Source organism: Vibrio sp. V08_P9A1T1 (assembly GCF_963874405.1).
GTDB classification, from domain to species: Bacteria; Pseudomonadota; Gammaproteobacteria; order Enterobacterales; family Vibrionaceae; genus Vibrio; species Vibrio anguillarum.
Genome location: NZ_CAWNIB010000246.1, coordinates 1 through 23,294 on the forward strand (window position 1 = coordinate 1; position 23,294 = coordinate 23,294).

Sequence of the window (23,294 nt, forward strand, 5' to 3'; positions counted from 1 at the left end):
AAATGTAACCATTTTGTTGTGCTACAGGTGGGCTGGCGTTAATGATGAAGCTTATTTTCTCGCCGCGTAGGCTGTTTGCCGATCGCTAACCTTAATTTAAGATAGCACAAAGGGTACAGAGCTATTGGCCTTTGGGCGTTGGAATGAAATGCATATGAGAAAACTCATCGTCCATTTGGTAGTGCGTAAACCCAAATCGCTGATACAAAGCACCGACGGGGCTACCTTGCAAATAACAGAGCTTACATGGGTATTGAGTCAGATTGGCTTGGTTGACGACCAGTTGTAACACTTGGCTACCCACCCCTCTATTTTGAAAATCTGGCAGAATAAAAAAGCGTGAGAAGTAGAGCGTTTCATGCTTGCTCTGCAGTAAATAAGTGCCAATCGGTTGGCCATCAGCGCAGATGATCGTTGGTAGACCAGAATGCCATTCTTGGCGATGCAGCACTTGCTGCAACTCTTCATCCCAGCCAAATATCGCCGTAATAGCATCCATTTCTGCGACTTTTTTTAGATCAAAAGCAAATTGATAATCGCTGTCACTTGCGGGGCGAAAGGTTACCTTCATACGTTTATCTTTTTGTTTAATAATACGTTGCTTACCAAGATATCAATCGTCGGCGTATTCATGGGCAATCGAAATAAAGCGCTCTTCTATTGCCAAGAAGGCATCAATGACTTCTGGGTCAAAATGGCTTCCTCTTCCGTCCAAAATAATCCCTTTCGCATCGGCGTGAGGCATCGGCTCCTTATAGATGCGTCGGCAAATCAGAGCGTCATAAACATCAGCGACAGCCATTAACCGTGCGCTGAGTGGTATAGCATCACCTTGTAAACCGTTAGGATAGCCAGAGCCATCCCATTTTTCATGGTGCCCATGGGCGATCTCTTTCGCCATATCGATAAGGTCATTTTTCGCGCCTGACATCTTTTCCGCTTTTTCTAGCGCACGTAGCCCTAAGCTGGCATGGCCTTTCATGATCTCAAACTCATCACTGTCCAGTTTTCCTGGTTTTAATAGTATGTTGTCGGCGATGCCCACTTTACCAATATCGTGTAAAGGGGCGGCTTTAAAGTAGGTATTAATAACATTCGGCGTTAGCTTTTGTTGATATTTTGGCAGCTTAGCCAGTTGCTCGGCTAACGCTTTGACGTAATGTTGTGTTCGCAGGATATGGTTACCAGTATCGGGGTCTCTGGTTTCAGCGAGGCTGGCGAGAGCATACACGACCGCGTCTTGCATTTTATCCAATTCATTTGAACGTTTGATCACCTCTTTTTCCAAGTAGCCATTTTGGTTCTTCAGTATGTCTTTTGAAATTTTGTTTTGCAGGTGAGTATCTACTCTGGCTCTTAGCAACGGTACGCTTACGGGTTTGTATACATAGTCAACCGCACCTAACTCAAAGCCTAGTTTTTGATCTTCAGGGTTATCCTTTGCGGTCAGAAAAATCACAGGGATGTCTTGGGTGTTAGGGTTTGCCATGATCTTTTGTATGACTTCAAAACCTGACATTTCCGGCATAACAATATCGAGCAACACTAGGTCAATAGAAAACTTGTCTAAGATACTGAGCGCCATCGGGCCTGATTTAGCGGCCTTGACATGATATCGGTTAGCCAACCCCTGTGACATAAATGCAAGGTTATCTGGCGAATCATCGACGATTAACACGGTACAATTGTCCAAGTTTTCGATGGGCATGAGTCTTTCCTAATAAAAAATAGCAATTGAGCGGCGAAGGTTGGGTTTAAGTCTAAACTTATCAATAACTATAGCTAATCTCAGCGTTAGTAGAGTGAGAAAATTATTAAGAAGGCGCTTCACATGCGATCCATCCGAACTTTATTCACCGTCTTATTTATTGCTATGGGATTATGTTCCATTGCGATGTTTAGTATCACCGACAAAGTGGCCGCTCTGAGAACTGAGAGCCGACAACTGAACGACGAACTTTACCGTTTCTATCGTCTGTCACAAGAGTTGAAGCAGAGCTCAGATCACTTAACCAAATTTGCCCGAGCCTACGCTTCGACTGGCGATGAAAAGTGGCTCAACCTTTTTAATTATGTGCTGAGCGTCAGAAATGGTTCTGTGCCTTTACCGAAAGGGAATGAGTACGAATTTTGGGATGTCGTTGCACAAAACAAACTACTTGCCCGCTCACTGGGTGGCGCACCAGACAACCCTTCGTTACTCGATAGAATGCGTCTTTCGGGCATTGAATCGGTGGAGTTTTTAGAGCTCAAAAATGCGCTTACTTTGTCTGATTCACTGGTGTCACTCGAAAGAGAAGCCTTCATGGCCATCAAAGGATGGAAAAAGAATAGCCAAGGCGAATTTGTCGACACAGGTGAGCCGGATCTGGAATTGGCTCGGGCTATTCTCTATGGTGACCAATACTTCGCGGAAAAGGCGAAAATTATGCAGGCGATTGGTTCTGCGCATCAATCGATCATGCAACGCATGGAGCAAAACATCCAACGTGCCGATAGCGAAGCGCTGCGTTATGAATGGATAAACTTGGCGTTAGTATTAACCTTACTCAGCGTGATCATCGCCTCCTTTGTTCTGCTGTGGCGTCTTTACATCAATCCGTTAAGTCAGCTACTCAAAACGGTTGTGACTCAAGTCAAACGGGAAGATTACGCGTTTACCATCACTCAAACCGCCTATGCAGAGCTGCAACATTTTATCGACAGTTTGAATGTGGTGTTTCATCATATCGCTGAGCAGCTTAGCCAAAATACTTTACTTAAAGATTTCAATATCATCCTGCGCAAAAACGATTCTACGGACCGTTTGTGTAATGAAGTTACGCAATTCTTACTGCATCAATTTCCTTTGGAAATGGTTGGCATGTACATCTATCAAGAGGGCGTATTAAAACGAGTGGCTGGAGTGGGTTATGGTGAGCATTCGGCCAGAGAATACACCGATCCATCCTCGACGCAGCTTAGCGTGTTGCTCAGCGGTCAGCCCTATGCGATGAAAGCACTCGATGGCAACTGTCACATTGAATTTAACGGTGGCAAGTTAGTTATTAACGAAGTGTATTATTTGCCGCTGCACGTCAATCAGCATCCTGTCGCTTTACTAGAGCTGGGTACTATCGGGTCGTTGTCGAGTTTGCAATTCCAGTGGTTATCGCAAATGTTGGATGACTTATCGGTCAGTATTCAATTGAGCCAAAACATTGAAATTCAGCGACGAGCCGAGCAGAAAGTACTCGAACAATCTCAACTGAATCAAGAGATCCTCGATGCGACGCCGAACCCCATGTATTGCTTGTCGGCCTCGGGTACGTATCTCACCATTAACGCTAAGTTTATGGATTTAGTTGGCCTGTCGGCCGAGCAAATTATCGGTAAATCGCCGCAAGATATCTTTCAAAATGAAACGGCGACCATTTTTGCCCAAGTACATAAAAGGCTTGGAGAGGAGCAGTCTTCGCAAGATTACGAATTGTCTCTCTATGACGCTTCACACCACAAAAGAGAGATGTTGGTATACGAAGCTTCTTTCCAAAATAATCGCGGTGAAGTCTCTGGAATTGTCGGAATTTTGCTTGATTTAACCGATCGCAAGCAGATGGAAGAGCAATTAAGAGAAGCTAAAGAGACCGCGGATGCCATGAGCCAAGCCAAAGGCGATTTCCTCGCGAACATGAGCCACGAGATCCGTACACCAATGAATGCCATTTTGGGCATGGCCCATCTAGCACTCAATACCGAGCTCAATCCTACGCAACAAAAATACATTTCACGGATTAATGAATCGGCGAAAAACTTGCTTGGCATCATTAACGACATTTTAGATTTTTCCAAAATAGAGGCGGGTAAGCTGAATGTTGAGCACATTGATTTTAGCCTTGATGAGGTATTGGATAACCTCACCACCTTGATTTCGCTAAAAGCCCAAGAGAAAAACATCGAGTTTTTATTAGATATCGACCCACATATTCCTGTGGGCTTGGTGGGCGACCCGCTGCGTTTGGGGCAAGTTCTCGTTAACTTATGTGGCAATGCGGTGAAATTTACCGAACAAGGGGAGATCATCGTTTCGGCACGAGTCGTGGGGCAAAACGACGCCAACGTGACCTTGAAGTTTACCGTTTCTGATACAGGTATTGGCATTGCTGAATCTAACGTAGCCACTCTATTCTCTGCATTTTCTCAAGCTGATAATAGCATTACTCGCCAATATGGAGGCACGGGCTTGGGGCTTAGTATCAGTAAACAGTTAGTCGGATTGATGGGTGGCGACATTCAAGTTCGCAGTGAAGAAGGGTCAGGATCCACCTTTGAATTCACGGTTGAGTGTGGCCTGCAAGAAGCCAAAATGCGCGATATCGCTAAGCCACTCAGCGCTCTAGCAGGCAAACGTGCGTTGGTAGTCGATGATAATGACTCGGCGCGCAATATTTTAATGACGTTGCTCAATGCGATGCATTTTGAAGCGAAGTCAGTCAGTAACGGTTTTGAGGCGCTAGATGAAATTCGCAATACGCATTTTGATATGCTGTTTATTGATTGGAATATGCCGGGTATGAATGGCATAGAGTTGCTGCAGAGAATGAAACCATTGGGTGTTTTTGATAACACTAAACGATTCCTCGTCACGGCTTATGGTCGAGAAATCTCCTTGGTGGGAGAAAACAGTAAATTAGTCGATGCCTTGATTGTGAAACCTGTGAACCCATCAAATCTCCTTGATGCCATTATGGACAGCTACGGCATCGAGCAATTAAGGCAGAGCCATGAGTATCTTGATCATGATACAAGGCCAACATTTATTGGGCAAAAAGTGCTTTTGGTAGAAGATAACGAAGTGAACCAAGAGGTGGCTTTCGGCCTGTTAGAAAGTACTCAATTGAGCATTGTCCTTGCTAATAATGGACAAGAAGCTTTGACGAAATTGCAGCAAGAAGCTTTTGATTTAGTGCTGATGGATATGCAGATGCCCATTATGGATGGTATTAGTGCGACGAAAGAGATCCGCCAACATGAGGAGTGGAAAACGCTACCGATTGTTGCAATGACCGCCAATGCGATGTCTTCAGATGTCGAGCACTGTTTAAATGCAGGTATGAATGATCATGTGGCGAAACCAATTGATGTACAGCGCTTGTACCACGTACTACGCAAATATTTAAAGGCGGATGAAACCACGCCAGTACCCTCTACGGTATTACCGAATCAAGTGAAACCGAGCACTGGCTACCCAGAATTGACGGGTATTGATGTGGAGCAAGCGATTTTCCGAATTGGTGGCAATGCGCAGCGATACTTTGAAATATTGGATCACTTCCTTGCCAGCCAGCAGCAAGAAATAGCCGCATTCCCTAAATTGATTGATAAGGGGCAGTGGGAAGAGGCAGAGCGAGTGATGCACACCCTAAAAGGTTCAGCGGCTAATCTAGGGATTGAGCCTATTGCGCAGCTAGCCAACGAGATGGAAGGGGTAGTACAGCGACATACGAAACCCGCCATTCAAGATCTCAACACGGTATCAAAGTTGATGTCTACTTTGTTGGATGAGCTAAGAGATTGGGAGCAGACACAATTACATCCGCAGCAAGAGCACCGTGATATTGCGTTGCTCTACCAACAATTAGTGCAATGTGTTGAAAACTACGATGCTGATGCGATTCATATGATCCACCAAATTAAACAATGCAATTTATGGTCTGACGAGCAAAAGAAAAGTTTGATGCATGCGATTGAAGATTTTGATTTTGAAGCGGCTAAAGAGGTATTGGCTCAGTTGCCAGTACCGACTGAAAAATAAGTTGAAGCATGATAGTACTTAAAGTTGACGTAATAATTGTGGCGTAAAATTCGACATTTTGGCCATTCTCATCCTATGCTAAAAGCAATAATAATAATGAATAAACAGAAATAATTTCGTTGATAAATGAAGAAGGATACTTTTATGAATATCAACAACACCATGAAGCTCGTGTTTGCTGTCATCGGTATTGGTATTGTCATTAGTGTTGTGACGGTATTGCAGCTCAATGGGCTGATGCAACAAGTTGACAACATGGCTCAAGTTCGTTATCAATCTTACCAAGCGGCCGATGAGCTTCGTCAAAGCTCTGATGACTTAACTCGGTTAGGCCGGACTTATGTGGTCAGTGGCGATGAAAAATACGAAAAAATGTACATGGATATTCTTGATATTCGTAATGGTAAGAAACCTCGCCCGCAGAACTACCACACGATATATTGGGACCTTGTGCTGCAATATGGACAAAAACCTAAAGCAGACGGTAAGAATATCTCTCTCAACCAAATGATGACGGATCTTGGTTTTACTCAGCAAGAGTTTAGTTTGCTCAAAGAAGCTCAAGCTAATTCAGATGGCTTAGTGAACATGGAAGTCAAAGCGATGAATGCTGTTAAGGGGCTTTACCCTGATAGCAATGGCAACTACACCGTTAGAAAAGAGCCAGACCGTAATATGGCGATTTCTCTCTTACACAGTAATGAATACCATCAAGAGAAAGCCAAAATCATGGCTCCGATCGATAAGTTCTTTATTGAATTAGAAAATCGAACCAATAAACAATTCATGGATGCGGCGCAGAAAGTAAAAAGTACGGTATTGGTTGGTAATATCTCCTTAATTAGTGTTTTTATTATTGCCATTATTGGGTATGCCATTGTTAACCGAAAAGTAGTGAAGCCGATTGATACCATGGCTAAATTGCTACAACAAGTAGACAAAAATTCTGATTTGACTTTGCGAGTTGACGATAACAGCCACAACGAACTGGGCATAATCGGCGGCACCATTAATAAGGTGCTTGGTAGTTATGCCACCACCATTAGCAAAATAAACCAAGTAAACCACACCATTTCGGCCATCTCTGAAACGATAAGCGATGTCACCAAACAAAACGTCAAAGTGGCGAATCAGCAAAATCAAGAACTTGAAATGGCGGCGACGGCGATGGAAGAGATGACATCGGCGCTCTCTAGTGTGGCGGAAAGCACCACCATGGCAGAAGAGTATGCGGGCAGCGCGGAAAAAGAAGCCAGTACCAGTAAACAGGTCTTTGATAAAACGACCCATGAATTCGGTGAATTAGAGGGTGAATTTACCAAAACATCCGAGATCATCCAGCAACTTGCGAATGAGTCTAATAACGTTGGTAATGTGCTTGATGTGATTAAAGCGATTGCTGAACAAACCAACCTACTGGCGTTGAACGCGGCGATAGAGGCTGCTCGTGCGGGTGAGCAAGGTCGCGGTTTTGCGGTGGTAGCGGATGAAGTACGCTCACTTGCTCAACGAACTCAACAATCGACGGGTGAGATCGAAAGCATGATTTCGATGCTGCAAGAGAAAGCAGAACAATCGACCAAAACGATCCGGGTGAGTGCTGATAAAATGCAGTCAACGCGCTCTAATATGTCGGTGGCGAACGAAGCGCTTGGTACCATCCAAGGATCGGCGATTGAGATCCATAAATTGAATACGTCGATATCGGCTGCGACAGAAGAGCAATTGGCTGTGAGCGACGAAATTTCCAGCAATCTTAGTAACATTAAAGCCCTTTCGGGTGATATGAACGTTGCCATCAATCAACTCGGGCCTGTCGTTGTTGATTTGCAACGTAATGTCGATGAGTTAAACAGCGCGATTAAGCACATCCGCACTTAAATTTAATATCCTCTCCTTGCTATTTTTTAGGCTCTCTATATTGAGAGCCTTTTATTTCGGCAAAATTTTTATTTGCAGAATGATGCCCACTTAAGTGGTCACGGCAATACCGCAAGGTAAGCGATAAGTTAAAGCTCTTGCTTCGACTGACTTTTTCTTGCCAAACGTTGCCAAGGTAAAGAGAGCAAAATGAAGATAGTCAGAGCATACAGCATTGACCAGCCTAAGCAGATAAATACCGCAGTGCAGAGGATCAACGAAATCGCCGCCAACAGTTTGTTGATGCCACTGAGCAATTTATAAGCGGCGAACATCGCTAACAGATAAACTAAGACAAAGATTCCATTCGCAAGTTTTAGGAAAAATTCCAGATTAAGATCAGACCATTCACCAAGCAGGCAAGAAGCCATTAATACAACTCCAACAGCAATAGTTGCATTGGCTGGGACGCCGCGGATTGAAATTCTGGCGATTGCGCTTTCTGGTCGATATTGCCTTGCTTGTGCCCACACCATGCGAGATAAGCTTTGCGTGTATAAATTGATGCTCGCAAAGCATGCAAAAAAGCCGATAAGGCTTATCACCGTTGCCAAACTGCTACCAAAAATTTGTTCGCTCAGCCAAGGAATGGAGGTGCTATCAAATTCTGCGCTGCCATACGCACCAAATTTAAGGATGACCACCGAGCATGCCCAATAGGTGATTCCAGCCACAAAGCAGCCGACAATGATCGCGATCGGAAAATCGCGCTGTGGGTTTTTAAACTCTTCTCCCATATGAGCGAACGCTTCAATCCCGACGAAACACCAGAACATCACTCCGAGTGCGGCGCCAATCGGCCAAATACTGTCCGTGCTGAGTGCGGGCATGGTTAAATCTGCAGCACCAACATCGCCTATCCAGAAAAAAGCACCAACTAATACGAAAATGCTCAGCGCAATAACGGTTTGTAACTGCCCGGAAGATTTGGTGCCCGCCAAATTGACCGCAATCAGCAACAGTACGGTTAATACTTGCGCCATCATCGCCGAGTTCAGTGGCGCAGGGAGGAGTTGTTGAGCAAAGCCTGCCGCCAATGCGACAGCGGCCGGAACGCCGACAGGGATCACGCTGACAAAAAGCCAAGCAACCGAGCGTTCCAACTTAGCGTTAAAAGCTTGGCGGACAAAGTAGGCGGTTCCGCCGGCGTTAGGGTAACGCTTACCCAGAGCGGCAAACGTCAGTGCAATCGGGCAAATCGCCACAAACAGCAGTAGCCATGCCCACAGTGAGAGCTCACCTGCAATACCAGCGGCAATCGCTGGGATCATAAATAACCCTGTTCCCATTAAAGTGGTGGAAAGTTGTCCAATACCAGACAGCAAGGTGATCTCTTGTTTTAACTTATTCACGGCTTCCGTTCCCAAATATCGTTCTGGCGGTTAGCATACGCTGAAGCGAAATAATATGCATCTATCTCAGTTTGCTTACGCCCATTGAGTGCAACGGCTCACCTGCAATATCAGGCCGTTTGGGCAGCGCCATATTCAGGTAGCGTTATGCGAGTCATTTCGTTATCGTCATTACCTTAAATCACCGAAACAACAGCGAGAAATCCATGACATTCACCGTTTGGTTATCACTATTTACCATTTGTATTTTAGGCGCGATGTCGCCAGGGCCAAGCCTAGCGATGGTGGCCAAACATAGCCTCGCTGGTGGGCGTAAAAATGGGTTTGCAACGGCGTGGGCGCACGCATTTGGTATTGGTGTCTATGCCTTCATTACCTTAATTGGCTTAGCGGTTGTACTGCATCAATCCCCCTTACTGTTTAAGACAGTAGGCTATGCAGGCGCGTTGTATTTGGCCTATTTGGGTATCAATGCATTACGTTCAAAAGGGGGCGTGGCGGCTAAATTAGAATCGGGTGAGACAGTCAGTGTGTGGCAGTCGGCTAAAGAGGGATTATTGATTTCTCTGCTTAGTCCTAAAATCGCGTTATTTTTCATCGCGTTATTCAGTCAATTTGTCGCCATCGGCAACGAACTGAGCAGCAAAGCTATTATTGTGTTAACACCATTTTTAGTGGACGGGCTTTGGTATACGTTCATCACCTTAATTCTTTCTAGCCCAATATTACTCGATAAACTGCGCGCGCGTGCCGTATTGATTGACCGTTTGTCGGGCGTAGTACTGATTGCGCTTGCCATCCGTGTCGTCATGACTCTTTAGCTAATACCAAAAAAACGGGAGGAAATGCCTCCCGCTTCTAATCAGTTTCGCCGTGCCAATGAAAGAGGGCGAATAGGGTTGTTCATCGATAGTGTGCTTGAGTTTTTTCTTCATATTCACCTTCAATAATGTAGCCGCTTTTTGACGTAAAGGTGTGGCGCTTGAGCTGCTTTTCTATACGTTTGCCAGTGATGATCGCCGCAATAGCGAGAGGAATGGCGAGCAGCAAACTCAGCATCAACGCGAAAAACCCTACAACCAGCGCAAATGTAGTCACAATAAATCTATTCATAACCTGTACCTCTTTCTGAATTGAAGCTAGGTTAACGCAGCCAAGATGAATCCAACATGAATGTTGTGTCTCTAATTTTTTGGAGTGGTATGGACGACGTTCATTCCCCCAATAATATTGGGACTCTGACAGGTAGTTCAAATTTTGAGTCATTTTGGTGTCTTTGTTTGTGGTGTGAGTGAACTCCCACTGACATTAGTTCTTTCTTGGTTTGAACAAAAGGCGATCGTTATCGATCTGACGCTACTCGCATTGGGTGTGAAAGAAATTTATATCGGACCAACTGCACCAGCATTACTCATCGAAACTTGATAAATATTTTGCAACCTCAGGCTTTGAATGACCAGAAGGCGCTGCGTGAACAAGGCTATGCCTTAGCGTGTTCAAGCAGATTAGTTTCGGACGTTGAAATCTCATTGAACTGATCACTTCATAAAAAAGCCGCCTTATATCAAAAGGCGGCAAGCAGGGGGAGGTGAGATAAACACTCACTATTATTATGTTGTGGAGATAAAAACAATATTAAGCCGTTTACTGGGCTATAGCTGGGAAAGTTCGGTAACGAACGCCCATCATCTGCTCCATACAATGTACAACTTGGCCGCTGTAGCCAAATTCATTGTCATACCAAATGTAGAGCACGCAGCGGTTGTCTTGAGCGATCGTCGCTGCGCCATCAACCACACCAGCATGGCGAGAGCCAACCAAATCACTGGAGACAATTTCTGTTGAGTCGGTGTAATCAATTTGCGCTGAAAGTGGCGAGTTAAGCGCCATTTCACGTAGATATGCGTTGAGATCTTGCTTATTCACTGCATTGGCTAAGTTGAGGTTAGCCACGGCCATCGACACGTTTGGCGTGGGGACACGAATCGCATTACCGGTTAACTTACCAGCGAGTTCAGGTAACGCTTTGGCAACCGCTTTGGCGGCACCCGTTGAGGTTAACACCATGTTGAGCGATGCGCTGCGGCCACGTCGTTCACCTGAATGGAAATTGTCGATAAGGTTTTGATCATTAGTAAAAGAGTGCACCGTTTCGATATGGCCAGAAAGTACACCATATTGATCATGAATTGCTTTCAATACCGGTGTGATAGCGTTGGTGGTGCAACTGGCGGCTGAGATAATGGTGTCTTCGGGCTGAATATCAGCGTGGTTTACGCCGAACACGATATTTTTAATCTCACCTTTGCCGGGTGCTGTCAGCAGCACCTTGCTTGCCCCTTGACAGTTCAAGTGTTGACTAAGCCCTTCGCTATCACGCCAAACACCAGTATTGTCGACCACTAACGCGTTATGAATACCATAGTGTGAATAATCAACCTCTTGTGGCTTATTGGCGTAGATGATTTGGATATAATTGCCGTTGGCAATAATGGCCTTGCGAGCCTCATCGATGATGATGCTGCCGTTAAACTGGCCATGAACTGAGTCACGGCGTAGCAAGCTTGCCCGTTTTTCTAAATCTCCTGCTTTACCCCCACGAACGACAATCGCTCGCAAGCGCAGTGGATAGCCCGGGCCACTTTTTTCTATCAAAAGACGAGTCAGCAAGCGACCAATACGACCAAAACCGTACAGCACCACATCCTTAGGCTCACTGAGTGTTTCACCATTCAACGCACCATTAAGCGCCGTTAGCAGGTAATCCTCAAGGCCATGTTCATCATCATGTTGTTGCCAAAATTGATGAGCAAGTTGGCCAATGTCGATACGACATGGCGACAGAGCAAGCGTGGTCAACTTTTGTAAAATCGGCATCGTTTGCTGGGTTGAAAGCGCCTCGCCCGTGTAGCGACGGACAACACGATGTGCTTTGATGATATCAATGGTGGTGGCGTTGATGAGTGTTTTTCCAAATAAAACCACTTCAACACCTTGTTGGCGATAAAGCTGACCGATGAGGGGAGACATAGATTCAGCAATCGTTTGGCTGGCTTGCCAGTCTGAGAGATGTTTCTCTGGGCTCATATTGACTTGGGACCTTTCACGTTATGTTAAGCAGTAATGTTCACAGTGTAGGGCTGGTGAACGCGTATCTTACACGGTCATCTGTGCTGAGATACAAGTCGATGTTTATTGTTGTTTTTATGTGGCCGGATTGTAAATGTGGAATGGTTATTCTGCTAGCAAAAATAATGACGACATTTTTTACTGAAAACTAGGTAAAAATCAGCGTATTGAGTGGTTTTTGGCGGTGGTTAGAGATATTGACAAATTCTAAAGTCGCGACTTATTTTGTGATGATAATGGTCTGCTTCAAATATTTGATGTGGAATGGTTTTTCTTTTTCATAAAAATGAGATTAGATTCAAATTGTTATTTTAAAATGTGGTGAGTTTTCGGTTAATTCACCATCACGCTTATTGGATGAATCGTGACGCGCAATGCTTTCGTTACTGCGCTGGTTTTATCTTAATAAGAGCGCAGACGCATAAAATAACGTCTACTATTTAACCATTGGCTAGGATGTATTACTTCCAAGGATGATAACAATGGTAATACTTACCCACTTCTCAATTAAGGCACGCTTGTTCTTACTCTGCCTCATACCAACACTGGTTATTCTGGTTGTGGCATGGTGTCTATTCCCCCCATTTGAAAGCCGTTTAGACACATACCATGTGTTGAACCAAAAGATTGGAGCAATCAATCAGGTCACCACCAGTTCAGCCCTTTTTTATACCTTGCTCAGTGCGCAGCTGCGCAGCGAAAATAGCGAGGACTCTTGGCCGCAGCTCAAGCAGGAGCTAGCTGAATCGCTGGATAAAATTGTGCTGGATACAGGTTCTACAAATAGTCATTTTGGGAGTAAAAGCAACCGTACATTGATAGAAAACCGTGTGCTTGACCTTCACCATTTGTTGGATGAGTTGCCGTCGGCCTCACAAAGCGAGACCCTAGAATTAGGCCGCCAAGTATTTAATCTTTTGTATGAAGTGATGGCCGAGCTGCAAAAAACCAACAGTTTTCTTGCGCCTGTTGATATCCATACCTTGGATCTGGTGTATAGCGACCTGCATTGGTTTGCATTTTGGGTGCAAAAAGAGGCGTGGTTAATCAAAGAATTAACCATGGATCAAGAGGTGTTTCAATCTCGACAAACAGAATACTTTCAAGCTGTTGAGCGCCAGCAACAATACTTCGAACGTATCATTGATAACGGCGCTCAACTCGAACAACTGGTGCAGTTGTTTACGCAACCTGAATTTCGCCAAGCCGCCTTGATTCGCGAAAAAATCGTTAGTAATGAAGCTGATCCTCAAGCATTAGCTTCTTATGTCAAAAATGTGGAAGAGCGTTACTTGGCGATAGATAAACTGGTGCAAAGTGTCAACCAACACTTATCGACTCAACTGAATGTGCGTCTCCAGCAAGAAAAAATGAGTATGTTAAGTATATCGGCATCGCTGTTGGCCGTGTTGGCGCTGCTGTTTGTGCTAGGAGCAAGTACCTCATCTCGCATCTCGTCAAAGCTTAAGCGGATCATCAATACCATGAGTCGATTGCGTGAAAAGCAGAACGGCATTGAACAGATCCCGATTGATGGCAAAGATGAGTTTTCCCGCTTTACAATCAATCTCAACCATATTATTGAGAAACAGCAACAGTACGAGAGTGCTTTGGTGGAAACAAAGGAAGCGGCAATTGCCGCTAATCGAGCCAAAAGCGCGTTCTTAGCCAATATGTCGCATGAGATCCGAACGCCTCTTAATGGAATCATCGGTATGACTGAAATATTGTCACGCAGCGAGTTTACGGGGAATGAGCGTGAAATCCTGGCCGATATTGATACCTCTTCGCAAGCGTTGCTGATCTTGATTAACGATATTCTCGATTTATCTAAAATTGAATCAGGCAACTTGGAGCTTGCTCCACATCGCTTTGAACTCGCTGAATTGGTATACGACACGGTGAACTTGGTGAACGCGAAAGCGTTGAGCCAGCATATTGAGCTTAATATTTATCTCGACCCTGCATTACCTCGTTTTATCATCGCGGATGAATATCGTCTGAAGCAGGTCTTGATGAACTTGTTGTCCAATGCGGTGAAATTTACCAAAGATGGTTATGTCAACACGGGTTTAACCTTAGAAACGGGCGATATAATCTCGATACGTTTTGCTGTATCCGATACGGGAAGTGGTATCGATAAAGAGATGTTGAACACGATTTTTGATCCATTTATTCAAGAAGATAGCAGTATTACCCGTCGTTTTGGTGGGACTGGGTTAGGGTTGGCTATCTGCCGTCAATTAGTCGATCTGATGCAGGGTGACATTCATGTACAGTCCACTAAAGGCTTAGGTAGCTGCTTTGAATTTGTCGTCCCGATTGAGGTTGCCGAAGATCAGCCGCAAGTTGAGCCTCTTGCCACGCAGGCGTTGTTAATTACCAATATGTCTAACTACTCATCCGCTATTCGGCGTGAATGCGTTCAATGGGGGATTCAACTCAATGAAGCGCGTGATGTTGAACAAGCAGTCAAGAGTGGGCTTAGCGCCGTATGTATTTTATATTGCCAAAGCTTAAGCCACAGCGTGCAATCGGATCTCATTGCGCTGCGTGAGCATTTTTCAAGTGCAAAAATAGTGGTTCTGCAGCATCACTTGTTCGTCAACAAAGACGCAATTCATCTTGCGCAGGCAAGTATCACGTTGCCTTTTTTAGGGACGCGTTTTGAACGTGCCCTCAAAGCATTAGTGGCCGATACAGAGACGGATTTAACGCCAGTCGAGGAGAGTCAGTTAGACTACTTAGAGTGCAATCATAAGCGTATTTTGATCGTTGAAGACAATTTGATGAACCAAAAAATCGCCAGCTTCTTCCTTGAAAAGGCAGGGATTGGTTATGTGGTGGCCAACAACGGGCAAGAAGCGGTAGATGCCATCACCCAAGGTGGTCATTTTGCTGCGGTGTTAATGGACTGCATGATGCCAGTGATGGATGGCTTAACCGCGACTAAGAAAATCCGCGAATGGGAAAAAGAGCAAGGCGTTGAAAAATTACCCATTATCGCCTTAACCGCCAGCGTTTTGGAGGAGGATATTAAAAGCTGCTTTGACGCGGGCATGGATGCGTATTTGCCCAAACCTTATAAATCCAAGCAACTTTTTGATATTTTTAGCGATCTGCAAGTGGCGAACTCTTGAGAAGATAGCCTAATCGCTATTTTTATCGATTTTCGAAATTTAAATTAATTGACCTTACCCCTAGGGCAAGCTTTAGTCTGTGAGAGTTTTCAGTCAGATAGTGATATTGGATATGCAACTTTCGCTGCATACAATTTGGGTTTCCATGTTGGTGATGATGACGCTGCTTGCTTCAAGCTTAGTGTCTAGTGCACCTTTAATGGCGATCACAATGTCACAGATTTCGGCTGTATCACATTCAGTGACTGACGATGCAAACCCGCCGCAACACTGCTCAAATATGAACGCTGCGCACCATGATTCCGATGTAAGTGACATGACTTCATCAGCGATGAGTAACGATTGTATCGATCACAGCGACCAAGGTGTTGATTCCTGTTGCAGCGTCATGTGCATGACCACGTTAGCTTTCTTTATCACTGAACACCAACCCTTCACACCTCACGCGGTTTTATTGTTGATCAATGCAGAAGCAACGCGTGGCATTGTGATGGTCGCTCGCTCACTTTACCGTCCCCCTATCGTTTAATTTCCCTTTCATTACGCCTATGGCGTGTTTGTGCGGCCTTTAACTAGGTTCGTGACTCTCTGTTGCATCTCAACCTTTTGCGATGCATGAAAGATGGAATTTTATTGTGAACCTTAAACTCTCTGTGATCGCTTGGTCGATCAGTATAGTGGGCGTTTTGCCATTCCCCTTGATGGTGAATGCAGCCTCACAAGCCGCGATGGCTCAGCCGGATTCGCATGCAAAACAATTAGCTCAGCTGATTGACGCTGCATTATCGAATGATGCCGTCCGCAAGCAATATTTTGCTCAGTCTCAAGCAATACAAGAAACTGGAATGGCTAGCTCAACCCTGATGGATCCTAAGATCAAAGTTGGCTTTGGTGGTTTGCCCACTGATAGTTTTAAGTTTGATGAAGATCCTATGACTAACATTTCTGTGGGCTTAATGCAGCAGTTTGAACGGGGTTCAAGCTTGGCATTACAAGCGAAAAAAGCAAAGCAACAAGCCACTGGCGTTGCGCTTCAGGTTGATTTACGTGAGTTGGAAGTGGCAAACAGCATGACTCAATTATGGTTAGAGTTAGGCTACCAACAACGCGCTGAACGTATTGTGCGGGCAAACCAAACCTTAATGCGTGAGCTGGCTGGTTTTATTGAAACGAACTATTCATTAGGTAAAAGCGAAGCGCAAGATCTGCTGCAAGCGCAGTTACAAGTTTCCAAGTTGGACGAAAAATTACAAGCCAATCAACAAATGCAGCAACGCATTGTGTCGCAATTATCCGAATGGTTAGGTAGCGCTTGGTTGGTTGAACAGCCTATGTTAGCCGCTGAAGAGTCAGTGGACTGGTCCCGTTTGGAAGTGCAATTGGCTGCCATTAATGGCAGCAGCACTCACTATGCTTTATTGGTCACTCACCCGATGGTCGGCATGGCAGAAGCGGCAATTCACACCAACCAAACGCAAGTCGAAATAGCACAAACGGCCTATCAACCTCAGTTTGGTGTGGAAGTGATGTACGCCTATCGCCAAGCAAACAGCATGCAAGGCGGACCCGCAGCCGATATGGTCAGTGCTTATCTCACCATGGATATCCCGCTGTTTACGGGGAACCGCCAAGATAGAAACCACGCTGCGGCGCAATATCAAGTGGGCGCGGCTAAATCACAGCGTGATGTTCTATTGGCGCAGATGAACGCCAAAGTGAATGCCTTATTGGTTGATAAAACGAACCTCGAACAGCGTTTATCGCGCTATCAAACCACCTTACTAACGCAAGCGAAAGCCCGCACTCAAGCGGTTGAGAGAGGCTATGAAAACAATACCTCCCAGTTTAATGATGTCGTCAGTGCCGCCAGCGATGAATTGGCGTTACAACTAGAACAAGTGCGCCTAATGACCGATTTAAACCTAACCAAAAGTAACCTCGCTTACCTGTTAAATGGGTTCGATTTTCAGGTTAGTACCCCTTCACTTATGTCTGAAGAAACGCTTACGTCTGTAGAAAAGTAGGAGATCTCAATGAAATCATTAAACATAGCCGTACTTTCCTTAACGATAGGTGGATTACTGGGGTTTGGCATCAATCAGTACCTGTCTGGTCACGATATGGAGGCGATGAACTCGACCAATGCCACATCTGAACCGCTGTATTGGGTTGCGCCGATGGATCCGAACTACAAACGCGATAAACCGGGTAAGTCGCCGATGGGGATGGATCTCATTCCTGTGTACACCGAATCGCCGACGCAAGCACAAGAGAAGAGTGGCACGGTGACCATCAGTGCTGCGGTCGAAAATAACTTGGGTGTGAAAACGGAACCCGTGGTGTTTGCGCAGTTATCTCCACGTATTGAGACAGTGGGCTACATTGCATTTGATGATAGTTTATTGTGGCAAACGAACGTTCGCGTTGCCGGTTGGGTTGAAAAACTGAACATTAATGCGGTTGGAGAGCAGGTTCGTAAAGGCGATGTCTTGTTTACGCTCTACTCTCCGGAGTTGGTTAAAGCGCAGGAGGAACTGTTAAATGCTCATCGAGCCAACCGTGAAAGTTTACTAAAAGGTGCAACCGAGCGTTTGGTTTCACTGGGTGTTGATCGTGCACAGATCAGACAGATTATCGCTCGAGGCAAAGCCACTCAATCGATAGAGGTCAAAGCCATTGCTGATGGGGTGATTGCGAGTTTGAATATTCGTGAAGGGGGTTACTTATCGCCAGCGCAAGCAGTGATAAGTGCAGGCCCCTTAAACGAAGTGTGGGTTGATGCTGAGGTATTCGAGCGCCAAGCACATTGGATTACGTCGGGTAGTTTAGCGTTAATGACACTGGATGCTATTCCCGGCAAGGAGTGGCAAGGGAAGATAGATTACGTCTATCCCATTTTGGATCCGAAAACCCGAACGCTGCGTATGCGTTTGAAATTTCTCAATCCGAAGGGTGAGCTGAAGCCTAACATGTTCGCCAATATCGCTTTGCAGCCCGTATCGCAACAAGCGGTGCTCACCATTCCTAAATCAGCAGTTATTCATTCGGGCGGCATGACGCGCGTCGTACTTGCTGAAGGAAATGGCAAATACCGTTCAGCAAGGGTTGAAGTTGGCCGCGAAGCAGGCGAGCGCCTTGAAGTTTTACAAGGGTTAACGGAGCAAGACACGGTCGTCACGTCGGCACATTTTCTGTTGGATTCAGAGTCGAGTCAAAGTGCTGATTTATCACGTATTAATGGAGTGGAAGCTGCCAATGAAGCTTGGTTAACGGGAGACATCAGTACGCTTATGGCTGATTTCGGGATGCTCACACTTAACTATAAACCGGTAAGTAAATGGGGCTGGCAAGCGGGGCAGATGAACTTCACGGTTGAGGAGGAGTTTGATCTCAGCTTATTTGCTGAAGGGCAAAGGGTTCGATTTCTAGTGGCAAAGCAGGGTAACGAATATGTACTAAAAGCACTGGAAGCGAGTGAGCAGGCAAGTAGTGAGACGAACATTACCGCCGCAGAAACGTTAGGAGGTCAACAATGATTGGTGCGATTATTCGTTGGTCGATCAATAACCGTTTTTTGGTGTTGGTGGCGGCTCTGTTTCTCACTTTGGGCGGACTTTACAGTGTAAAGAACACGCCTGTTGATGCTTTACCGGATCTCTCAGATGTGCAAGTGATCATCAAAACCAGCTATCCCGGCCAAGCGCCGCAGGTAGTGGAAGATCAGGTCACTTACCCGCTCACAACGGCGATGCTTGCCGTTCCGGGGGCAGAAACGGTCCGTGGCTATTCATTCTTCGGTGATTCCTACGTCTACATCATCTTTGATGATAAAACCGATATGTATTGGGCTCGCTCGCGGGTATTGGAATATCTAAGCCAAGTGACACCAAAACTGCCACCCAATGCCAAACCAACCTTGGGGCCTGATGCGACGGGGGTTGGCTGGATCTACAGTTATGTACTGCAAGATAAAACCGGCCAACACGATCTTGCGCAGCTACGCAGTTTGCAAGATTGGTTTTTGAAGTACGAGCTACAAACGGTGAATGGTGTCTCCGAAGTGGCTACCGTTGGCGGCATGGTTAAGCAGTATCAAGTGCAAATTGATCCGGCAAAGCTACGCGCTTATAACCTGACTTTGCAACAAATCAATGCGGCGATCCAAAATGGTAACCAGGAGTCGGGAGCGTCAGTGATTGAGGTTGCGGAAGCCGAACACATGGTACGCACCAGCGGCTATCTGACCAGTATTGATGACATTAAAGCGCTACCACTGAAAGTGACTGACAAAGGAACGCCATTATTGTTGGGTGATGTGGCGGATATTAACCTTGGCCCACAAATGCGTCGTGGTATTTCTGAGTTTAACGGTGAAGGAGAAGCGGTTGGAGGTGTGATCGTGATGCGTTTTGGTGAAAATGCTAGCCAAGTGATTGATGACGTCAAAGCGAAATTGACTGATCTCCAACGCAGCTTACCGGAAGGTGTCGAAATTGTTGCCACTTATGATCGTTCAACCTTGATCAATCAAGCCGTTGAAAATCTTTGGCATAAGCTAGCAGAAGAGTTCATTGTCGTTGCGGTCGTGTGTGCGCTGTTTTTATTCCATATCCGCTCATCATTAGTGATTGCTTTGAGTTTGCCTGTGGGCATTTTGTCGGCGTTTATTGTGATGCACTGGCAAGGCATCAACGCCAACATCATGTCACTTGGGGGGATCGCCATTGCTATCGGTGCTATGGTCGATGGGGCGATTGTGATGATCGAAAATGTGCATAAACATATTGAACGCACCCCACTGACCGACAAAAATCGCTGGCAGGTGATTGGCAAAGCCGCTGAAGAAGTCGGTGCGCCACTATTTTTCTCACTACTTATCATTACGTTAAGTTTTGTGCCCGTTTTTGCACTCGAAGGCCAAGAAGGCAAGATGTTCTCGCCATTGGCGTTCACTAAAACCTATGCCATGGCCGCTGCGGCAGGTTTAGCGATCACGCTCGTCCCTGTTCTTATGGGCTATTTTGTGCGTGGCAATATTATTTCCGAGCATAAAAATCCAGTTAATAAGGGGCTTGTGGCACTTTATCGTCCGCTACTCAACCTGAGTTTGCGTTATCCCAAAAGCATGATTGTATTGGCTTTGGCATTAATGGCTTCCGCTTATTACCCAATGAGCAAATTAGGCAGTGAGTTTATTCCGCCATTAGATGAAGGCGATCTCATGTACATGCCGACAACCTATCCGGGGATCTCGATTGGTAAGGCGCGTGAGCTATTGCAGCAAACCAATAAACTCATCAAAACCGTACCAGAGGTCAAAACAGTGTGGGGTAAAATGGGGCGTGCAGAAACCGCAACCGATCCCGCGCCCTTAACCATGATTGAAACGGTGATCCAACTTAAACCTCGCGATCAATGGCGTGAAGGTGTAACCACAGAATCGCTACGCAAGGAATTTGACAGTTTAGTGCAATTTCCGGGGTTAACCAACGCGTGGGTGATGCCAATCAAAACACGCATCGATATGTTAGCTACAGGGATCAAAACACCGATTGGTATTAAGATAGCGGGTCCCGATCTCAAACAGATTGAAACCATCGGTGCACAACTTGAACCTATCCTTAACCGCGTTCAAGGCACGGCATCGGTTTATTCTGAACGTGTGGCTGGTGGACGTTATGTAACGATAGACATCAATCGGTTACAAGCGGCGCGCTATGGGCTAAGCATTAAAGATGTGCAACAAGTGGTTTCAACCGCAGTGGGGGGCATGAATGTAGGGGAAACCATTGAGGGGTTAGAGCGTTACCCGATCAATGTACGTTACCCGCAAGATTACCGTGATTCGGTAGTGAAGCTGCAAAATTTACCTTTGGTGACTCAAAACGGTGCACGTTTGGCCTTGGCCGATGTGGCTGATATTCGCTACGAAGACGGTCCGCCAATGATCAAAACCGAAAACGCACGGCCAAACGGCTGGGTCTTTGTCGATATTGATGGACGCGATCTCGGTTCATATGTGGCAGAGGCGCAACAAGCGGTAGCGGAGCAATTACAGCTGCCAGCGGGATATTCTCTCGTATGGTCTGGTCAATATGAATACATGGGGCGAGCCAAAGCGCGCTTAAGTGTTGTCGCACCGATCACGATCGCAATCATCATGTTGCTACTCTATTTCAGTTTCCGTCGAGTCGGAGAAGTGTTGATCATTATGGCGACATTACCGCTGGCGATGGTGGGTGGCGTGTGGTTGATGCACTACCTTGGCTACAACTTTTCAATCGCCGTGGGGGTGGGCTTTATTGCACTTTCAGGCGTTGCGGTAGAAATTGGTGTGATCATGCTGGTTTATTTAAACCAAGCTTGGCACTACAAAAAAATTGATGCGCAAGAAAATGGTGCGGTCATTGACAGCCAAGATCTCATCAATGCTATTGGCGAAGGAGCAGGACAGCGCGTACGCCCAGTCATGATGACGGTACTGACAGTTATTATTGGCCTGATCCCGATTATGTATGGCACGGGAACTGGTTCGGAGGTAATGCAGCGCATTGCCGCCCCCATGATTGGAGGCATGGCTTCAGCACTATTGCTCACATTATTGGTTCTACCTGCGGTATTCAAGTTATGGAAAAACCGTGAAATCGCAACACTCAAATAGCGTGCAGCTGGCAAAGTAAAAGCTAAGCACTAATCGGAAAATAAATAGTAACTGGATGAATTTAAGGAAAATCAAAATGAAAAAAACACTAATCACACTTTCACTAGCGTTATTCACCTCTTCTGTCATGGCTGAAATGGACCATAGCAAAATGGATCATGGCAGCATGGTGATGAAGCAAACAGACACGATGAACATGGCGATGGATGACATGTCAGAAGTCGGCATGCCTGCCAAAGGAGCCAAACCCGATAAAGTGGTGCATGTTTTACTCTCGGATGACATGAAAATCACCTTCAAAAAGGAGGTGAATATTGAACCCGATGATGTGGTGCAATTTGTCGTTATGAACACAGGTAAAATTGAGCACGAATTTTCGATTGGTTCAGCCGCCGAGCAGCTAAAACACCGAGAAATGATGCGCCAAATGGGCAATCATAAACACGATGGCGGCAGTGCCGTCACCGTGGCACCGGGTAAAGCGAAACAACTGTTATGGCACTTCCATGGTGATAATAATGTTGAGTTTGCCTGCAATATACCCGGCCATGCTGAAGCTGGGATGATTAAGAAAATTCAGCTTCAGTAAAAGTTGTCACGCTAACTCGTTAAAAGAAAAAACCGCCCTTCCAATTTGGCAGGGCGGTTTTTTTGATCATTGATTAATTATTTCAAATCACTGAGCGGTAGCCAGTTTACTTTAACACCCGCTTGTAAAAACATATCTTGGCTGACTTTGATCTTATCACCCCAACGGGATAAGAAGTCTTCTGTTTGCTCTGGGCAGTGTACTGCGGAAATCCCAGTTTGAATGATTTTTGCTGCACAGTTTGGGCAAGGAAAATGTGTCACATAAATTTCGCAACCATCCAAATCACGCTTGGCGAATAGGATAGCATTTTCCTCAGCATGCAGTGTTTTGAGGTATTTCATATCACGATCATCGGTGCCTGCACTGTCTGAAATACCATGCGGGTAACCGTTAAATCCAACCGAAACGATGCGATTTTGCTTAGTGATCACTGCGCCGACTTGCGTGGAGGGATCTTTACTCCAAGAGCCAACAAGTTCTGCCATTTGGTAAAAGCGCTGTGCCCATTTCGAAATCATGTGTTGTTCCTCTGACGATTTTCTTGCATTTCCTCAGTAGCGAGGGAGATGTGTGATTAAGATCGACATTAATATCCTAGTTTTCTCACACTTAGTCTAGAGCAATTCTCATTTCTAAACAGAATTCAGCCGTGCCAATCAGTATTAGAGTGAGAGCTCTATCTCATTTCGTGCGGGTATCTTAGCTG

Annotated in this window: 15 protein-coding genes and 1 pseudogene; 10 read left to right on the forward strand and 6 right to left on the reverse strand. The window is 45.6% G+C overall.

Going from position 1 to position 23,294, the window contains the following annotated elements; all coding sequences use genetic code 11:
* Positions 1–121: 121 nt before the first annotated feature.
* Together AACT21_RS10245 and AACT21_RS10250 are read right to left on the reverse strand one after the other, a co-directional pair.
* Positions 122–571, reverse strand: coding sequence for a GNAT family N-acetyltransferase (locus tag AACT21_RS10245; RefSeq protein ID WP_047688721.1), 450 nt, complete (start codon positions 569–571; stop codon positions 122–124).
* Between the two features lie 42 nt (positions 572–613).
* Positions 614–1,708, reverse strand: coding sequence for a response regulator (locus AACT21_RS10250; RefSeq protein ID WP_013868403.1), 1,095 nt, complete (start codon positions 1,706–1,708; stop codon positions 614–616).
* A 123-nt stretch (positions 1,709–1,831) separates the two neighbouring features.
* Between AACT21_RS10250 and AACT21_RS10255 the strand changes: the two genes are divergently transcribed.
* Entirely contained in the window at positions 1,832–5,794 is a 3,963-nt protein-coding gene (locus tag AACT21_RS10255; RefSeq protein ID WP_094163271.1) for a hybrid sensor histidine kinase/response regulator, read from the forward strand.
* A 144-nt stretch (positions 5,795–5,938) separates the two neighbouring features.
* Entirely contained in the window at positions 5,939–7,675 is a 1,737-nt protein-coding gene (locus tag AACT21_RS10260; RefSeq protein ID WP_047688716.1) for a methyl-accepting chemotaxis protein, read from the forward strand.
* A 128-nt stretch (positions 7,676–7,803) separates the two neighbouring features.
* Here AACT21_RS10260 and yjeH read toward each other — a convergent pair whose 3' ends face one another.
* Entirely contained in the window at positions 7,804–9,081 is a 1,278-nt protein-coding gene (yjeH, locus tag AACT21_RS10265; RefSeq protein WP_094163273.1) for an L-methionine/branched-chain amino acid transporter, read from the reverse strand.
* Positions 9,082–9,272: 191 nt separating this feature from the next.
* Here yjeH and AACT21_RS10270 point away from each other — a divergent pair, with 191 nt between their 5' ends.
* A complete protein-coding gene (locus AACT21_RS10270) occupies positions 9,273–9,887 on the forward strand; it encodes a LysE family translocator (RefSeq protein WP_013868407.1) in 615 nt (204 codons plus the stop codon).
* Positions 9,888–9,969: 82 nt separating this feature from the next.
* On the opposite strand, the gene AACT21_RS10275 is transcribed toward AACT21_RS10270, so the two are convergent.
* Positions 9,970–10,179, reverse strand: a complete 210-nt coding sequence (locus AACT21_RS10275; protein WP_017048173.1) for a hypothetical protein — start codon at positions 10,177–10,179, stop codon at positions 9,970–9,972.
* Positions 10,180–10,341: 162 nt separating this feature from the next.
* Here AACT21_RS10275 and AACT21_RS16690 point away from each other — a divergent pair.
* Positions 10,342–10,485, forward strand: a pseudogene (locus tag AACT21_RS16690) (hydroxylamine reductase); the annotation flags it as partial.
* 225 nt (positions 10,486–10,710) lie between these two features.
* On the opposite strand, the gene AACT21_RS10285 reads toward AACT21_RS16690, so the two are convergent.
* A complete protein-coding gene (locus tag AACT21_RS10285; RefSeq protein ID WP_013868411.1) occupies positions 10,711–12,153 on the reverse strand; it encodes a glyceraldehyde-3-phosphate dehydrogenase in 1,443 nt (480 codons plus the stop codon).
* 515 nt (positions 12,154–12,668) lie between these two features.
* On the opposite strand from AACT21_RS10285, the gene AACT21_RS10290 reads away from it, so the two are divergent.
* The 6 genes from AACT21_RS10290 to copI all read left to right on the forward strand — a co-directional run bounded on the left by AACT21_RS10290 (position 12,669) and on the right by copI (position 22,585).
* Entirely contained in the window at positions 12,669–15,335 is a 2,667-nt protein-coding gene (locus AACT21_RS10290) for an ATP-binding protein (protein WP_094163275.1), read from the forward strand.
* Between the two features lie 112 nt (positions 15,336–15,447).
* Complete coding sequence (locus AACT21_RS10295) at positions 15,448–15,864, forward strand: hypothetical protein (protein ID WP_094163277.1); 417 nt, start codon at positions 15,448–15,450, stop codon at positions 15,862–15,864.
* 82 nt (positions 15,865–15,946) lie between these two features.
* A complete protein-coding gene (locus AACT21_RS10300) occupies positions 15,947–17,359 on the forward strand; it encodes a TolC family protein (RefSeq protein WP_094163279.1) in 1,413 nt (470 codons plus the stop codon).
* A gap of 9 nt (positions 17,360–17,368) precedes the next feature.
* On the forward strand, positions 17,369–18,871 hold the full coding sequence (locus AACT21_RS10305; protein WP_094163281.1) for an efflux RND transporter periplasmic adaptor subunit: 1,503 nt from the start codon (positions 17,369–17,371) through the stop codon (positions 18,869–18,871).
* Positions 18,868–21,996 carry an efflux RND transporter permease subunit gene (locus AACT21_RS10310; protein WP_094163283.1) on the forward strand — a complete coding sequence of 1,043 codons (3,129 nt, stop codon included), beginning with the start codon at positions 18,868–18,870 and terminating at the stop codon, positions 21,994–21,996. The genes AACT21_RS10305 and AACT21_RS10310 overlap by 4 nt, the downstream gene beginning before the upstream one ends.
* A gap of 76 nt (positions 21,997–22,072) precedes the next feature.
* Complete coding sequence (gene copI, locus AACT21_RS10315) at positions 22,073–22,585, forward strand: copper-resistant cuproprotein CopI (RefSeq protein WP_176430158.1); 513 nt, start codon at positions 22,073–22,075, stop codon at positions 22,583–22,585.
* A gap of 77 nt (positions 22,586–22,662) precedes the next feature.
* On the opposite strand, the gene AACT21_RS10320 is transcribed toward copI, so the two are convergent.
* Entirely contained in the window at positions 22,663–23,106 is a 444-nt protein-coding gene (locus tag AACT21_RS10320) for a dCMP deaminase family protein (protein WP_010319355.1), read from the reverse strand.
* Positions 23,107–23,294 lie beyond the last annotated feature (188 nt).

Bases quoted from the DNA above. Each gene is read 5' to 3' on its own strand.
- AACT21_RS10245 (WP_047688721.1), bottom strand. From the start codon at position 571: ATGAAGGTAACCTTTCGCCCCGCAAGTGACAGCGATTATCAATTTGCT.
- AACT21_RS10250 (WP_013868403.1), bottom strand. From the start codon at position 1,708: ATGCCCATCGAAAACTTGGACAATTGTACCGTGTTAATCGTCGATGAT.
- AACT21_RS10255 (WP_094163271.1), top strand. From the start codon at position 1,832: ATGCGATCCATCCGAACTTTATTCACCGTCTTATTTATTGCTATGGGA.
- AACT21_RS10260 (WP_047688716.1), top strand. From the start codon at position 5,939: ATGAATATCAACAACACCATGAAGCTCGTGTTTGCTGTCATCGGTATT.
- AACT21_RS10270 (WP_013868407.1), top strand. From the start codon at position 9,273: ATGACATTCACCGTTTGGTTATCACTATTTACCATTTGTATTTTAGGC.
- AACT21_RS10275 (WP_017048173.1), bottom strand. From the start codon at position 10,179: ATGAATAGATTTATTGTGACTACATTTGCGCTGGTTGTAGGGTTTTTC.
- AACT21_RS10285 (WP_013868411.1), bottom strand. From the start codon at position 12,153: ATGAGCCCAGAGAAACATCTCTCAGACTGGCAAGCCAGCCAAACGATT.
- AACT21_RS10290 (WP_094163275.1), top strand. From the start codon at position 12,669: ATGATAACAATGGTAATACTTACCCACTTCTCAATTAAGGCACGCTTG.
- AACT21_RS10295 (WP_094163277.1), top strand. From the start codon at position 15,448: ATGCAACTTTCGCTGCATACAATTTGGGTTTCCATGTTGGTGATGATG.
- AACT21_RS10300 (WP_094163279.1), top strand. From the start codon at position 15,947: ATGCATGAAAGATGGAATTTTATTGTGAACCTTAAACTCTCTGTGATC.
- AACT21_RS10305 (WP_094163281.1), top strand. From the start codon at position 17,369: ATGAAATCATTAAACATAGCCGTACTTTCCTTAACGATAGGTGGATTA.
- AACT21_RS10310 (WP_094163283.1), top strand. From the start codon at position 18,868: ATGATTGGTGCGATTATTCGTTGGTCGATCAATAACCGTTTTTTGGTG.
- copI (WP_176430158.1), top strand. From the start codon at position 22,073: ATGAAAAAAACACTAATCACACTTTCACTAGCGTTATTCACCTCTTCT.
- AACT21_RS10320 (WP_010319355.1), bottom strand. From the start codon at position 23,106: ATGATTTCGAAATGGGCACAGCGCTTTTACCAAATGGCAGAACTTGTT.